General features: G+C 71.0%; 16 protein-coding genes. 8 read left to right on the top strand and 8 right to left on the bottom strand.

The annotated features are described in order from the left end of the window. Positions 1-325 precede the first annotated feature (325 nt). The 6 genes from OU416_RS13090 to OU416_RS13065 are packed head-to-tail and all read right to left on the bottom strand — an operon-like array spanning position 326 to position 5,334. The gene (locus OU416_RS13090) at positions 326-1,261 is read right to left on the bottom strand and encodes a PDR/VanB family oxidoreductase (protein WP_270927166.1); all 936 of its coding nucleotides are present in this window, start codon (positions 1,259-1,261) and stop codon (positions 326-328) included. An 11-nt stretch (positions 1,262-1,272) separates the two neighbouring features. Continuing rightward, positions 1,273-2,013 (bottom strand): SDR family NAD(P)-dependent oxidoreductase, encoded by a 741-nt coding sequence (locus tag OU416_RS13085; protein ID WP_270927165.1) that lies wholly within the window; start codon positions 2,011-2,013, stop codon positions 1,273-1,275. After that, positions 2,010-2,513 carry an aromatic-ring-hydroxylating dioxygenase subunit beta gene (locus tag OU416_RS13080; protein ID WP_270927164.1) on the bottom strand — a complete coding sequence of 168 codons (504 nt, stop codon included), beginning with the start codon at positions 2,511-2,513 and terminating at the stop codon, positions 2,010-2,012. The genes OU416_RS13085 and OU416_RS13080 overlap by 4 nt, the downstream gene beginning before the upstream one ends. Beyond that, positions 2,506-3,777 carry an aromatic ring-hydroxylating oxygenase subunit alpha gene (locus OU416_RS13075; RefSeq protein ID WP_270927163.1) on the bottom strand — a complete coding sequence of 424 codons (1,272 nt, stop codon included), beginning with the start codon at positions 3,775-3,777 and terminating at the stop codon, positions 2,506-2,508. The genes OU416_RS13080 and OU416_RS13075 overlap by 8 nt, the downstream gene beginning before the upstream one ends. A gap of 14 nt (positions 3,778-3,791) precedes the next feature. Further along, positions 3,792-4,172, bottom strand: a complete 381-nt coding sequence (locus OU416_RS13070; protein WP_093159680.1) for a hypothetical protein — start codon at positions 4,170-4,172, stop codon at positions 3,792-3,794. Between the two features lie 22 nt (positions 4,173-4,194). Next, complete coding sequence (locus tag OU416_RS13065) at positions 4,195-5,334, bottom strand: acyl-CoA dehydrogenase family protein (protein WP_270927162.1); 1,140 nt, start codon at positions 5,332-5,334, stop codon at positions 4,195-4,197. 136 nt (positions 5,335-5,470) lie between these two features. Between OU416_RS13065 and OU416_RS13060 the strand changes: the two genes are divergently transcribed. The 4 genes from OU416_RS13060 to OU416_RS13045 all read left to right on the top strand — a co-directional run bounded on the left by OU416_RS13060 (position 5,471) and on the right by OU416_RS13045 (position 9,089). Next, positions 5,471-6,928, top strand: a complete 1,458-nt coding sequence (locus tag OU416_RS13060; protein WP_270927161.1) for a sensor histidine kinase — start codon at positions 5,471-5,473, stop codon at positions 6,926-6,928. A gap of 107 nt (positions 6,929-7,035) precedes the next feature. After that, positions 7,036-7,548: a flavin reductase gene (locus OU416_RS13055; RefSeq protein ID WP_270927160.1), complete on the top strand. Its 513-nt coding sequence runs from the start codon at positions 7,036-7,038 to the stop codon at positions 7,546-7,548. Positions 7,549-7,575: 27 nt separating this feature from the next. After that, positions 7,576-7,857: a hypothetical protein gene (locus OU416_RS13050; protein ID WP_270927159.1), complete on the top strand. Its 282-nt coding sequence runs from the start codon at positions 7,576-7,578 to the stop codon at positions 7,855-7,857. Then, positions 7,854-9,089 (top strand): amidase, encoded by a 1,236-nt coding sequence (locus OU416_RS13045; protein ID WP_270927158.1) that lies wholly within the window; start codon positions 7,854-7,856, stop codon positions 9,087-9,089. The genes OU416_RS13050 and OU416_RS13045 overlap by 4 nt, the downstream gene beginning before the upstream one ends. Before the next feature lie 7 nt (positions 9,090-9,096). Here the strand turns inward: OU416_RS13045 and OU416_RS13040 are convergent, their stop codons facing one another. Both OU416_RS13040 and OU416_RS13035 read right to left on the bottom strand, forming a co-directional pair. Continuing rightward, entirely contained in the window at positions 9,097-9,720 is a 624-nt protein-coding gene (locus OU416_RS13040; protein WP_270927157.1) for a response regulator transcription factor, read from the bottom strand. 37 nt (positions 9,721-9,757) lie between these two features. Beyond that, complete coding sequence (locus OU416_RS13035; protein WP_270927156.1) at positions 9,758-10,315, bottom strand: nuclear transport factor 2 family protein; 558 nt, start codon at positions 10,313-10,315, stop codon at positions 9,758-9,760. Between the two features lie 587 nt (positions 10,316-10,902). Here OU416_RS13035 and OU416_RS13030 point away from each other — a divergent pair. The 4 genes from OU416_RS13030 (at position 10,903) to OU416_RS13015 (ending at position 14,542) form a co-directional block, all read left to right on the top strand. After that, the gene (locus tag OU416_RS13030) at positions 10,903-12,003 is read left to right on the top strand and encodes a mandelate racemase/muconate lactonizing enzyme family protein (RefSeq protein WP_270927155.1); all 1,101 of its coding nucleotides are present in this window, start codon (positions 10,903-10,905) and stop codon (positions 12,001-12,003) included. A 42-nt stretch (positions 12,004-12,045) separates the two neighbouring features. Continuing rightward, positions 12,046-12,903, top strand: a complete 858-nt coding sequence (gene catA, locus OU416_RS13025; RefSeq protein ID WP_270927154.1) for a catechol 1,2-dioxygenase — start codon at positions 12,046-12,048, stop codon at positions 12,901-12,903. Positions 12,904-12,905: 2 nt separating this feature from the next. Next, on the top strand, positions 12,906-13,187 hold the full coding sequence (gene catC, locus OU416_RS13020) for a muconolactone Delta-isomerase (RefSeq protein ID WP_270927153.1): 282 nt from the start codon (positions 12,906-12,908) through the stop codon (positions 13,185-13,187). A 119-nt stretch (positions 13,188-13,306) separates the two neighbouring features. Beyond that, positions 13,307-14,542 (top strand): hypothetical protein, encoded by a 1,236-nt coding sequence (locus tag OU416_RS13015; protein ID WP_270927152.1) that lies wholly within the window; start codon positions 13,307-13,309, stop codon positions 14,540-14,542. Positions 14,543-14,595 lie beyond the last annotated feature (53 nt).

Genomic DNA, 14,595 nt, shown 5'->3' with positions numbered 1-14,595 from the left:
GTCCGGATGTCAAGCCTGAAACCCCGAAGGGGCGGCCGCCAGGCCGGGCTTGACATCCGGACCACAGCCCCCACAATCCAACAAATCACGGGGATGACCCCCACCACAACACAACAGACAAAAGTACCGCGAACCTTGAAAACTCAAGAGTGGAAACAAGAACCGACCACGACGCCCTGAACTCCGGACCGATAAGCACTGCAAGAATCCGCCCCCAGCACCCAAAACCTTGCAGCAGCCAAGGAACCCGGAGTGAACGCACCGTGAGCGGCGCTGGTGCCGCCAAGAACCAAGAACCACCAGCGCCGCTCACGATCCGAAGAGATCAGTACAGCTCGATCACGAGCTTGTCGGTCAACGCCCGAGAAACACAGAGCGCCATCTGATCACCAGCAGCCTTGTCCGAATTGGACAGACAGTTGTCGCGATGGTCGGGAACTCCGTCGAGGACGCCGGACACGCAGGAGCCGCAAATGCCCTCCTCGCAGGACTTCGCCACGTCGACGCCACCCTCCTCCAGAACGGACAGGATGGAGCGGTCAGCAGGGATCTCGAACACCTCGCCGGTGTCGAGCTCGACGGTGAACGGCGCATCCGCGCTGGTGTCGACCTCGGTCGCGGTGAAGTGCTCGACATGCACGTGGTCCGCACCGACCGTGGGAGCGAACGCCTCGGTCACCTGATCCATGAATCCCTCGGGCCCGCAGGTGTAGACGTGCGCGGCCGAGGTCAGCCCTGCGGTGATCCCGGCGAACAGGGCTGGTTGTTCGGTTCGGGGCACACCGAGGTGCACGTGGGCGCCGAACTCGCTTTCGAGCAGGTCGACGAAAGCAGCCTTGGCCCGGGAGCGGGCGAAGTAGTGCAGTTCGAACGCGGCACCGGTGCGGCGCAGCTCGTGGGCCATGCTCAGCAGCGGAGTCACGCCGATCCCGCCGGCGACGAGGACGTGGCGGTCCGCGTCGTCCGCCAGGGTCAGCAGGTTCCGCGGCGGCCCGACCTCCAGGTGATCACCGACCGACACCGCGTGCAGCGCAGCCGAACCGCCCCGGGACTCTGACTCCCGCTTCACCGCGATGAGCAGGGACTTCCGGTCGTCGGGCGGTCCGCAGAGCGAGTACTGCCGCAGCACTCCGGTCGGGCCGGTGACGTCCACGTGCGCGCCCGCTCGGTGGGCGTCGAAGGGCGCGCCGTCCGCGCGGGCCAGTCGCAGCGCGCGGATCTCGGCGGCCGCCTCGACGACCTCGACGACCTCGACCTTCATCGCAACTCCCATCAGCGCAGGTAGAGGCCGCCGTTGGCGTCCCAGCAGGCACCGGTGACCGAGGCGGCGTCGGGTGAGACCAGCAGCGCCACCATCCGGGCGATGAACGCCGGATCGCCGAGCTTGCCGACCGGGATGTTCGCCGCGAAGCCATCCAGCGCGTCCTCACCGACGATCGACCGCACCATCGGGCTGTCCAGCGGGCCCGGTGACACCGCGTTGACCGTGACCCCGCGCGGCGCGAGCTCGCGGGCGAACACCTTGGTCGCGGACATGATCGCGCCCTTGGACGAGGCGTAGTGGCCGCCGGTCGCGGTGCCGCCGTTCTGCCCGGCCAGCGAGGCCATGTTGACGATCCGGCCGTAGCCCCGATCGGCGAAGTGCGCGCCGAAGATCTGGCAGGCGGTGAACGTACCGGTGAAGTTGACCGCCAGCACGGCGTCGAGCTCCTCCGGCGTGATCTCCAGCAACGGCTTCGCCTGCGTGCGGGCAGCGTTGTTGACCAGCACCTGCACCTCGCCGAAGTCGGCGATCACGTCGGCCAGCAGCTGCTGCAGTGCCGTGCGGTCGCGGACGTCGACGCGGTAGCCGCGCGCGGTGGCCCCGGTGCTGTCCAGCTCAGCGGTCAGCGCCGCGGCGTCGGCCACATCGGCCACTGCGACGCGGTAACCGTCGGCGTGCAGGCGGCGCACGATGAACTCGCCCAGCCCGCTCGCCCCACCGGTCACCACCGCGACCTGTGCCGCGCTCACAGCAGGAACCCCGCGGCCGGCACGGCTTCTTCGCTGTCCACCAGCCGCACGACCTTCTGCGCGATGCGGTCCGCACCGTCGTCCGAGAGCCGGATCCGGTGCACCAGGTCACCGGCCCAGATGTCGTGGCGGCCGCGCTTGTAGGCGATGAGGACCTGCGCCGACCGCAGCACCACCTCGTCGTCGGAGACCGACTCCGGCACGAAGCGGGACACCGTGCGCACCGTGCGTGCCGCGTCGACCGCCGCGATCGCGTAGCCCTCGATCATGCGGGTCACGCGCATCTGCCGCATGCGGGCGTCGTCGTAGACCATGTTCAGCGTGTTCGCGAAGTCATCGGTGTGCGGATCGATCGGGATGATGTAGAGCCCGTCGTCCGAGTAGAGGCCGTTCCAGGCGGTGTAGTCCTTGCGGTCGAGCAGCTCGGCCTCGCGCCAGATCAGCTCGATCGCCCGGACGACGCGAGGATCGGTCGTCGACAGCACGGTCGCGTCAGTCATCGCCCATCATCTCCTTCCACTTGCCGTAGGCCGCGCGCATCCCGGTCTCGTCGGTGACGTGCGCGGTCGGCCAGCCCTCCGCGCTGCGCGTCTCGCGGCCGATGCCGCGGTTGACCAGGATCGGCATCTCCGGTGCGCCCTGCGCCCCGCGCTGCACCCGGTCCCAGCCCTCGGCGTCGTCGGGCGTGCCGAAGCCGAACGGGCCCTGGAAGTGCTCGTGGATGCGCAGCCGCTCGCGGTTGACGGCGTCGACCTCGGGCGGGCCGTCCGGGCCGATCGCGACGTGCTCGATCCACGTCTCGTCGACCGCGACCGGGCGCAGCACCCGGAAGAACGCCGAGGACATCGAGACGTTCGGGAACAGGTTGAGGTTGAACCCGGTGCCGTGCATGGCGCGGACCAGCTTGCGCACCTGAGCCTCGTCGAGGGTCTTCGACAGCTCGGCCACCAGGTCGTCGAAGCGGCCCTGGAGCGGTTCGCTGCCGTCGTCGGCGTCGAGGTCGGAGTGCTCGGGCACCATCTGCATCACGCTGTGCCCGTTGCCGAGGTCGTGGGTGATCGCGGCCGGGTCGGTCATGAACGACATCATGTCCGCGGTCTCGGCGTCCACCGAGGCCATCCACGACCGGTGCACGATCGGGAAGTGGTAGCCGTCGGTGGTGTTCTCCAGCTGGATCTTCCAGTTGCCGCGGAACTTGAACTGGTGCTTGCCCAGCACCTTGATCGGGTAGCCGCCGCCCTGCTTCATGAACCGGTCGATCCACAGCCGGGCGTCGCCGAGGAACTCCTCCAGCGGCTCGGCGTCCTCGTTGAACGTCGCGAACACCAGGCCGCCGTAGCTCTCGGTGCGCAGCTTCTTCAGCGACAGCTCGGACTTGTCGATGATGCCCTCGTAGCCGTCCGGGTACGGGATGCCGCGCAGCTGTCCGTTCAGTCCGTAGGACCAGGCGTGGTAAGGGCAGGTGAAGCCGTTGGCCTTGCCGCTGGGCTTCTCGCAGATGCTGGCGCCGCGGTGGCGGCACCGGTTGAGCAGGGTGCGCAGCTCGCCCTTGCGGTCGCGGGTGACGATCACCGGCTGCTTGCCGACGTGCGTCGACTTGAAGGTGCCGGGCCCGGGCAGCTCGCTCTCGTGCGCGACCCACACCCAGGTGCGCTCGAAGATCCGGGTCAGCTCCTGGTCGAAGATCTCCGGGTCGGTGTAGAGGCGGCCGGCGACCCGGTCCCCGGCGGCCAGCCCGGCGGGCGCGGTGGTGTTGTCGGTCATCGGGTTCTCCCTGGTCAGTCGGGCAGCTCGACGTCTTCGCGGACGGTCAGCGCGCGGCCCATCCGGGCCTCGACCCTGGCGAACCGCCACAGCTTGGCGCGGCCGTCGGCGACCTGCGTGGTGCGGAAGAGGTTGCAGGCGGCCTTGACGGTCTCCTGCGAGTCGACGTCGGCGAGGATGTAGCAGGTCCACGGCCAGCCCTCGGACGGTCCGACCATGTGCGAGTCGTCGTCCATGTCGCCGATGAAGTCCACCCCGGGCAGCGCCTTGAGCTGGTCCATCATCGAGACGAACGCCTGCCAGACGTCGCCGATCTCGATGCCGTCGGTGGGCAGGTCGAAGAAGTTCTGGTTGATGCCGATGCAGAACAGCACGCGGAGCGGCTGCGCGGTCATGCGAATCTCCTTCGTCGTGGTGTCAGCGGAAACCTGGGGTGGTGGGCGGCATCCCCATGAGGACCGCGCCTGCCGCGTCGTACATCGACGGGCCGAGGAAGGCGTGCTGCTTCGGGACCAGCGCGTCGCCGTGCAGCAGCTGCAACGGGTGCGAGGTGTTGATCGGCGCCGTGCCGGAGATCTCCAGCAGGCGGCCGACGACGTCCGACGACGTCTTGGCCAGGTGCGCGGAGGCGAGCCGCAACCGAGCGTTCTGCTCCGCGGTGGCGTCGTCGCCGGCCAGGACGGTCTCCCAGACCTCGTTGCTGAGCTCGTAGAACCACGCCCTGGCCGAGTGCAGCGCGGCCTCGGCACCGGCGATCTCGGTGCGGTAGTAGGCGCGGTCGGCCAGCTTCGGGGCACCGGTGACCCCGGCGTAGCCGGCGCCGACCTCCTCGGCGTAGTCGAGGGCCGCGCGGGCCACTCCGGCGCCGACGACGGCCAGCACCTGGGCGGCGTAGGCGATCGTCGGGTAGCGGTAGAGCGGTTCGTCCACAGTGGGCGTTCCGCCGCGGATGAAGGTCCACTCGCGCGGGACCTCGACATCGCGCACCACCAGGTCGAACGACCCGGTTCCGCGCATCCCGACGACGTCCCACTCCTGGATGATCTCGACCTGCTCGGGCCGCAGCACCGCGGTTCGCGGCTTGCCGCCGGTGCTGTCGTCGCCGGGGATGCCCACGCCGAGCACGTCGGCGCCCATGCAGCCGCTGGCGAACTTCCAGCGCCCGTCGATCCGGAAGCCGGTCGCGGTCGGCGCGGCAGGCTGGACCGGGAACAGGCCGCCTGCGAAGGCGATGTCCGGCCCGTTGCGGTAGAGCTCGGCCTGCGTGTCCAGCGGCAGCGCCGCGAGGTACACGAGCGCGGACCCGAAGCTGGCGACCCAGCCGGTGGAGCCGTCCACGACCGAGATCCGCTCGATGCGCGCCAGGAAGTCGGCGGGGGCGAGCGGTTCGCCGCCGAACCTCGTCGGGGTCGCGGCGCGGTAGAGCCCCAGCTGCTTGAGCCGGGCGATGAAGTCCTTCGGCACGTAGCGCTGCTCGCGGAACTCGGCACGTCGTTCGGCGAGCTCCGCCAGCACGTCCTCGAAGCTGACACCGTCGCTCTGGTGGGTGTGCACCATCTCAGCTCCCTCGTCGTTGCTGGACGGCTTCCGACGTTACGAACGCTGCCACCGCCGCGGAAATTGGTATTGCCTGACGCTCCCGTAGGGGATTCCTTCAGTGCGCCCCCCCGCGCACCCGTCTTACGCTGGGCCGATGCAGGTCGACCCGCGCGCGCCCGAGCTGACGGCGCAGGACTTCGTGACGATGGCGCACGCCACCCGGATGTGCGTGCTCCTGCACGACGCCGCGACCAAGGACATCCTCTGGGCCAACCCGGCGGCGTGCGAGATGCTGGAGTGGAGCGTGGCCGAGCTGCGCCCGCTCAAGGCCAACGACATGAGCAGCTCCGCGCAGCAGTACGACCGGGTGATCGGCCGCGCCTGGCTGCAGGAGGCCGTCGACCGGGGTGCGAGCCGGATCGAGTGGCACTACCGCGCGAAGTCGGGCCGGGTGATCCCGACCGATGCGGTGGCCGTCCGGGTCGAGCTGGAGCGCGGGCCCGCGGTGCTGGTGCAGTTCCGCGACATCGAGCGCGAGCAGGAGGTGGAGCGGCAGCTGCGGATGACCACCTCGTGGGTCGATGCGCTCGCCCACCACACCTCGACCGTGGCGCTGATGCTGGACGCCGCGGGCACCATCCGGTTCGCCACCAACACCGCGCTGCCGCTGATCGGCGCGACCGCGGGCGAACCGCTCGGCCCGCTGACCGATCACGCCCGCCTGCGGCTGCGCGGCCGGGTGTCCACATGGGACGAGGTGCTGGCCCGCGCCGATCCGGTCACCTCGGTGCAGCTGGAGGTCGACCGGCCGGACCAGGAGCGGGTCTGGCTGGAGGGCAGCCTGGAGCGGCTGCAGAAGAGCGACGGGTTGCTGATGATCCTGCACGACGTCTCCGAGCGGATCCACGGCCAGGTGCGCCGGGAGCGGGAGATGCACCGGGAGAACTACCTCGCCCGCTACACCGCGATGGGCGACATGGCGATGGCCATCGCGCACGAGCTCGGCCAGCCGCTGGCCGCGGCGGCCAACTTCCTGGCCGGATCGCGCGCGGCGGCACCGACCGATTCCCGCGTCGGCTACGGCATCGACAACGCCGTGCGGCAGATAGAGCGGGCGGCCACCATCGTCAGCTCGGTGCGCGCGTTCGTCGGTCATCTCGAGCACGTGCAGCAGGTCGCCGACCTCAACGACGTCCTGGAGGAGTGCCTGTACTTCGTCGGGTTGCGCGCGGGCCCGGCGGGCGTCGAGGTGCGGGTGGACCGCAGCCCGGAGCCGGTGCTCGTCCGCTGCGAGCGGGTGCTGACCGGGCAGGTGGTGCTCAACCTGTGCTTCAACGCGATCGACGAGATGGCGGTCTGCGATCCGCAGCGGCGGCAGCTGACCGTCACCACCCGCATCGACGGTGACGCGGGTGTGCTGACCGTCGACGACCTGGGCCGCGGGCTGCGCCACGACCCGTTCGAGCGGACGTTCACCGACAAGGAGCACGGCAGCGGCATCGGCCTGGCCCTGAGCTACCGGATCATCACCCGCCAGCACGGCGCGATCTGGGGCGAGTCCCGGGACGAGGGCGGCTCCCGCTTCGGCTTCTCGCTGCCGCTGGCTTCGTAGGGGAAATCCTCAGGCGGGCGCGGGGAAGTCTCGATTCCCGGGCGGCGGGCGCGTGCGTACCGTCGGAACGTGCCGGAAACCGCCGTCGGAGCCCCACTGGAGGAATCGTGCCCGAGCTGACCCCGGCCCAACGCGACTTCCGCGCCGCGATGGCTAACCTCTCCGCCGCCGTCAACGTCGTGACCACCGACGGCGAGCACGGGCTCGCCGGGATGACCGTCAGCGCGGCCTGCTCGGTGACCGACTCGCCGCCGACCGTCCTGGTGTGCGTCAACCGGTCCAGCCGGTCCCACGACGTCCTGGTCGCCAACGGCCGGATCTGCGTCAACGTGCTCGGCGCCGAGCAGGAGGACCTGGCGATGCACTTCGCCGGGGCCACGAAGGTGCCGACCGCGCAGCGCTTCACCGAGGACTGCTGGGACCTGGACTCCGAGGGCGTCCCGGTGCTGCGCGATGCGCCCGCCTCGCTCGTCGGCCGGATCATCGCCGAGCGGGCGCAGGGCTCGCACTCGGTGATGTTCGTCGAGGTGGACAAGGTGATGACCCGCGAGGACAGCGGCGCGCTGGTCTACTTCCAACGCCGCTTCCACAGCCTGACCGCCCCGCCCCTCAGCGCCTGAGCCCGCTCGCGGAAAGGAGCTCGCCGGATGCCCACCCCATCGGACGCCGAACCCACGCGGATGACGCTGACCTGCTACAACGACACGCACGGCTACGGTTGGCGACACGTCGACCTGTTCGTGCACGACGCCAGCGGCCAGGAGCTGAACTGGGTCCACTGGGCGGTCGCGGAGGACGGGCCGGACGCGGCCGACGCCGTCACCGCGGAGGTGGAGCCGCTGCTGCGGCGGACCTCGGAGTGGCGGCACGCGGTGAGCGCCAGCGGCATGGACTACTGGGTCGCCGACGCAGCTTGGGAGCAGCCGTGAGCCTCTGGCAGCCCTGGTCGCTGCGCGACCTCGTCGGCGACCTGACCACCGGCGCGACCACACCCGCCGAAGCGTTCCAGCGCTCCCGCGACCGGATCGCCGAGACCGAGACCGAGCTGCGGGCCTGGGTGGAGCTCGGCGCCCCTGCCACCGCTGGCGGTCCGCTCGGCGGGGTTCCGCTCGCGGTCAAGGACATCGTCGACGTCGCCGGGCTGCCCACCAGGTGCGGCTCGCGGCTGCGCGCGGACGCGCCGCCCGCGGCAGCCGATGCGGCGATCGTGACCGCGTGGCGGGAGGCCGGCGCGATCCCGGTCGGCAAGTCGGTCACCACCGAGTTCGCCTACTTCGCCCCTGGCCCGACCCGCAACCCGGCGGCACCGGACCACACGCCGGGCGGCTCCTCCAGCGGCTCAGCCGCGGCGGTAGCCGCTGGTCAAGTGCCGCTGGCGCTGGGCTCGCAGACCGCCGGTTCGGTCACCCGCCCCGCCGCGTTCTGCGGTGTCGCGTCGCTGGTGCTCACCCGCGGCCGGTTCTCCGTCGCCGGGGTGACCGGCCTGAGCCCGAGCCTGGACAGCCACGGCTTCTTCGCCGCCGGCGCCTCCGACCTGGCCTTGGCCTGGTCCGCGCTGACCGGCGAGCCCGATTCCGGCCTCGGGGCGGGCCGACCGCCGCGCCTGCTGCTCTGGGCACCGCAGGCTCTCGAAGCACCGATGGCGACCGCGCTGAGCAGCGCCTGCACCGAGCTGCGCGCGGCCGGTGCGGTGATCGACGAGTTCCCGGACGAGCAGCTGATCGCGCAGCTCACCGCCGCGCACCCGGTGATCATGGCCTACGAAGCCGCGCGCGAACGAGCGGCGGAGCTGGCCACGGCGTCCCAGCTGAGCGAGCAGCTGGCGACCCTGCTGAGAACCGGTGCCGCCACCCCGGAGCACGACTACGAGACCGCCCGCCACACCACGACCGAGGCAGGCGCACGGCTATCGGAGTTCTTGGCGGACTACGACGCCGTGCTGGGCCCGGCGGCTCTCGGTCCCGCCCCGGCCGGGATCACGGCCACCGGAGATCCGGTCTTGAGCCGCCCCTGGCAAGCGCTCGGCCTCCCGGCCCTCTGCGTCCCGGGAATGCGAACCGGAACAGGCCTCCCACTCGGCCTCCAGCTCGTGGGCGCTGCGCAGTCCGAAACGGAGCTGCTGGCAACGGCCTGCTGGACCGAAGCGGCCCTTCGGGCCTGATCCCCGGTCAGACCTCCACCCGGTGCAGGAGGATGTCCCGGACCAGGGCCGCGAGGCTCTCCGCCGCGGCCTTCGCCTTGATGCGCGCCCGGTGGACGTCCACGGTCTTGACGCTGGTGCCCAGCTTGCCCGCGATCACCTGGCTGGGCAGACCCTCGATGACCAGGCGCAACACCTCCCGCTCGCGCGGGGTCAACGCCTCCAGCCGGTCGGCGACGGCGCGGCGCTCGGCGTGCTCGGCGAACCGCCCCCGCGCCACGTCGAGCTGGGCCTGCACCAGTTCCACCATGCGCTGCGGCTGGTAGGGCTTCTCCAGGAAGTCCACCGCGCCGCGGGTGACCGCGCGGACCGACATCGGGATGTCGCCGTGCGCGGAGCAGAACACCAGCGGCGCCGGGTAGTCCATCTCCAGCAGGCGTTCCTGCAGCTGGAAGCCGCTGATGCCCGGCATCCGCACGTCGACGATGACCACGGCGATCTCGGCGGGGTCGAACTCGGCCAGGAAGGTGGTGGCGTCCGGGTAGGTCAGCGCCTGCACGCCGATGCTCTCCAGCAGGAACACCAGCGACTGCCGCAGCGCCGCGTCGTCGTCGACGATGTGCACCACGGGTTCCGAATCCGTCGAGGTCACCGGCCCTGCCTCCTCCGCGTCGCCACCACCCGCCCGCCTACGGCTTCATCAGCACCGACGCCGACGGGTGATCGCTGACCCAGTCCGCGGCGAGCGGGGCGATGAACACGTTCTCCGTGCGCGTGCGTGTGATCCTCCAGGTATCGCCCGCTTTTCGGAAGGCGTTGTTGAGCCGGCTGGAGCGCAGCAGCGCTTTGCCGTCGGAGAACAGCCAGGGCTGCACGTGGATCCATTGGCCGGTCGCCTCGTCGCCGTCGACGTGGATCTGCTCCGAGGTGAGGTAGTGCGCGTTGAGCACCAGTGCCGGGTCCTGCTTCTGGCCCCAGAACGCCTCGAAGTGCGCGCGGATCGCGGCGGCGCCCTCCGCGCGGCCGAACTGGCCGTCGTAGTACTCGCCGACGCCCTCCCACACGGCGTCGTCGGTGTAGAGCTCCATGATCAGGTCGATGCGGTGCGCGTCGTCGCGGACGCCGTGCTCCGGGCACGGCGTGTCGCACAGGAACATGTAGCGGGCCTGGATCCGGCGGATCTCGGCCTCGGCCTCCAGCACCTCGACCCGGCGGGCCAGCTCGGCGACGGTCTTCTCCAGCGACATCGGCGGTGTTCACCTCACAGGGCGTTGGGTCCGGCAGGAGCATCCCGGCGCGCCGGTTCCGGCACCGCACGGGCGGCGATCTCCCGGACGCCCGTTCAGTGCACAGTGGACTTCCCGGAGCTCGGGACGCGACGGAATTCCGGTTCTCCGCGCGGACTTCGGCGATCGGGCTGCAACGGCCCGCGAGAGGCATCCTGCACCAACCGACGGCCGGAGCGGAACCCCCGGGCCGCGAAAACCCCCGAGCGGAGCCCGATCCGCGCCCGACGGCCGGACCCCAGCCGCCCCACCGCACCATCACCGCAGGTCAGACGCCTTCGGAATCGGTTCACAACGGCACCGGCCTGAAGGAATCCCCTACGCCCGCAGGGGCTCCGACCAATTCCCCGCCCCCGGACCGGCCCCTACCCTCGGCAACCACCCAGGCAGCGGCGCGACGAGGAGGCCGATGTGATCCCGAGCCGGAGCAGCCGCCAGGGCGGAGCGCCGCAGCCGCGCAGCTCTCTCCACTCCACATTGGACGAATCGATCACGCTGCGCGTCCGGGTGACCACGCGCGCGGCCGAGACCCGCGTGGGAGGATTCGCGTGAAGATCACCGCGGTGGAGGCGATCCCGTTCGCCATCCCGTACGCCAAACCGCTGAAGTTCGCCTCCGGCGAGGTGGCCACCGCCGAGCACGTGCTGATCCGGGTGCGCACCGAGGACGGCATCGTCGGCGTGGCCGAGGCGCCACCCCGCCCGTTCACCTACGGCGAGACCCAGGCCGGGATCGTCGCCGTCGTCGAATCGCTCTTCGCGCCGCAGGTCACCGGGCTCCGCGTCACCGAACGCGAGGTCGCCCGGGCCCGGCTCGGCCGCACCATCGGCAACCCGACCGCCAAGGCCGCCATCGACATGGCGATGTGGGACGCCTTCGGCAAGACCGTCGGGCTCGGCGTCAGCGAGCTGCTCGGCGGCTGCACCGACCGGCTCCGGGTCAGCCACATGCTCGGCTTCGACGAGCCCGCCGCGATGGTGGCCGAGGCGGAGCGGATGATCGCGACCCACGGCATCCGCACCTTCAAGGTGAAGGTCGGCCGCCGCCCGGTCGACCTGGACATCGCCGTGGTGCGCGCCCTGCGCGAGGCGTTCGGCGACGGCGTGGAGCTCTACGTCGACGGCAACCGGGGGTGGACCCCGGCGGAGTCGATGCGGGCGATGCGCAGGCTCGCCGACCTCGACCTGCTCTTCGCCGAGGAGCTCTGCGCGGCCGACGACGTGCTCGGCAGGCGCTGGCTGGTCGGCCACCTGGACGTGCCGTTCATCGCCGACGAGTCCGCGGTGACCCCGGCCGACATCACCCGCGAGGTGCTCGGCGGCTCGGCGACCGCGATCAGCATCAAGACGGCCCGCACCGGTTTCACCGGCTCGCAGCGCGCGCACCACCTCGCCGAGGGGCTCGGCGTCGAGGTCGTCATGGGCAACCAGATCGACGGCCAGCTGGGCACCGCCTGCACGATCGCCTTCGGTGCGGCCCACCAGCGCACCTCGCACCGCGCGGCGGAGCTCTCCAACTTCCTGGACATGACCGACGACCTGCTCACCGAACCCCTGCTGATCACCGACGGCGAGCTGCGGGTCCGGCCCGGTGCCGGGATCGGGGTCGAGATCGATCCGGACAAGCTCGCCCGCTACCGCACCTCGTGAGCAAAGCGACCACCAATCGGTTTTCAGAACCGGAGGAACCAGATGAGCACCACTGACGAGACCGCCACCGCTGCCGCTTCCGGAGCTGCCGCGACCGAGCGCTTCCACCACGACAAGTCGCCCTACGCCGCGGTCCGCGACACCCCGAAGGAGCGCGTCGACCTGCTGGCCCGCGAGGTCCTCAGCGCGATCCACGACACGATCCGCAGGCACCAGGTCACCTACGACGAGTACAACGCGCTGAAGGCGTGGCTGATCCAGGTCGGCGAGGACGGCGAGTGGCCGCTGTTCCTGGACGTGTGGGTGGAGCACGTGGTGGAGGACGTGGCCACCGCCGACCGCCAGGGCAGCAAGGGTTCGATCGAGGGCCCGTACTACGTCCCGGACGCCCCCGAGCGCGGCGCGGACGCCGAGCTGCCGATGCGCGACGGCGAGCCGGGCACCCCGCTGCTGTGGGAGGGCGCGATCACCTCGGTCGACGGCACGCCGCTGGCCGGCACCGTCGAGCTGTGGCACGCCGACGCCGACGGCTACTACAGCCAGTTCGCCCCGGGCATCCCGGAGTGGAACCTGCGCGGCAGCTTCACCACCGGGCCGGACGGCAAGTTCCGGATCCGCACCATCCAGCCCGCGCCCTACCAGATTCCCACCGACGGGGCCTGCGGCAAGCTGATCGCCGCGGCGGGCTGGCACGCGTGGCGACCCGCGCACCTGCACGTGAAGGTCTCCGCGCCGGGCCACCAGGAGCTCATCGCGCAGCTGTACTTCCCGGGCGACCCGCACAACGCCGACGACATCGCCAACGCGGTGAAGCCGGAGCTGATCCTCGCCCCGGTCGGCCAGGACGACGGCAGCGCTAGGATCGACTACGGATTCGCGCTCGACCGGCTGGAGGACTGACCGTGCTGTTCCAGGTCCGAATGGACGTCCACCTGCCGCACGACCTCGACCCCGAGGCCCGCACCGAGCTCCTGGCCAGGGAGAAGGCCTACTCCCAGGACCTCCAGCGCGCGGGCAAGTGGCCGCACATCTGGCGCATCGCGGGCGAGTACGCGAACATCTCGATCTTCGAGGTGGACTCCAACGACGAGCTGCACACCCTGCTGTCGGGCCTGCCGCTGTTCCCGCACATGAGCATCCGCGTGACACCGCTGGCCACCCACCCGTCGGACATCAACGCCTGACGATCCACTGAGGACGGACGGGGCGCGAAGCCCCGCCCGTTCCCCGGAAAGCCTCCCCAGAGCGCGCCTTGCTGGCCTACTGTGATCGAGTCCGGGAATTCGATCTTCGGGGGCATCGGTTGCGCAAGCTGCTGCGTCGGGCGCGGTCCAAGGCCGACCACACGTGGTTCCTGGCGGTCCGCGAGTGGCCGGTGCTGGTGTCCGCCCTCGGCGTGCTGCTCGGCGCGATCACCATCCTGCCCAGCGCGGTGGGCGTGGTGATCTCGGTGATCGCCCTGCTGCTGGGCACCGCCACCTTCGTCCGCGACCTGCGCAACCTGCGCAAGCGCTGGTCCTCCCACGAGTTCTCGCTGATCGCCGCGCCGTTCCCGCACGAGCAGGTCCCGCCGCCCGCCGCGTACCCGGAAGCCGGCTACAGCTACCTGCCCAACCGCGGCACCGCGCTGCTCAGCGACGAGATCGACCGCGCCCTGCGGGAGCGCGCCTTCGCCGTGCGGGTGGCCGACGAGCCCTACCGGCTCCCACCGGTCCTGCGCGCCACCGCTCCGCACGTGCTGCCCATCCGAGCCCGCGGGCGCCTGCTGTTCAACGGGCCGGTCGTAGGCCTGCGCACCGATCCGCTGCCGGGCGACGGCGAGACCGAGCTCCAGCTGCACAAGGCCCGCTTCTTCGACTTCCAGTGCTCCAACGAGCTGTGCGCGATGCGCATCACCAACCGCGAGACGGGCGAGGACTTCGACCCGCGCCGCCGCCTGCTCACCGACGCCTCCGGCCGCGCCCGCACCCTGGCGGCCAGCGTCCTGTCCGACGTCGTGGGCATCTCGACGCTGGCGATCACCACCGACGGCCGGCTGCTGCTGGTGGGCCAGTCCGACCGCAACACGGCCAGCCCGCTGCTGCTGGCCCCGTCCGGCAGCGGCTCCCTGGAACCCCGCGACCTCGTCGACTCCGACGGCAAGACGCGGCGCACCCTGACCGACGTCGTGCGAACCGGCATGGAGCGCGAACTCTGCGAGGAGACGGGCCTGCACCCGGACACCATCGCGAGCACGGAGCTGACGGGTTTCGCGCGCTGGATGGAGCGCGGCGCGAAGCCGGAGTTCTTCGGCCTGACCGAGCTGGCGGTGTCGAGCGAGGAAATCCGCGGCACGGGACCGCGCGGCGCGGAACGCCTGTACAGCTCGGACGTCACGGTGCTGGAGATCGACCTCGACGCGCTCGGCGCCGAACTCCGCGCGGGAACGGCCGTCCTCGACGCCCCGAGCCTCCCCGCGGTGATCCGCGACGTCGGCTCCCTCCCGCTCCTCCTGGCCATCCGAGCAGCAGCCCGCCTCCGCACTGCCGTCGGGGGCTAGCACCGCACCAGCAGTTCCGGCAGCAGTTGATCACCGGTGTCGGTCGGCCCTGC

The sequence above is a fragment of the Saccharopolyspora indica genome (genome assembly GCF_027853965.1).
Lineage (GTDB): Bacteria > Actinomycetota > Actinomycetes > Mycobacteriales > Pseudonocardiaceae > Saccharopolyspora > Saccharopolyspora indica.
Note: the sequence above shows the minus strand (reverse complement) of the source record. Positions and strands in the feature narration are given on the sequence as shown.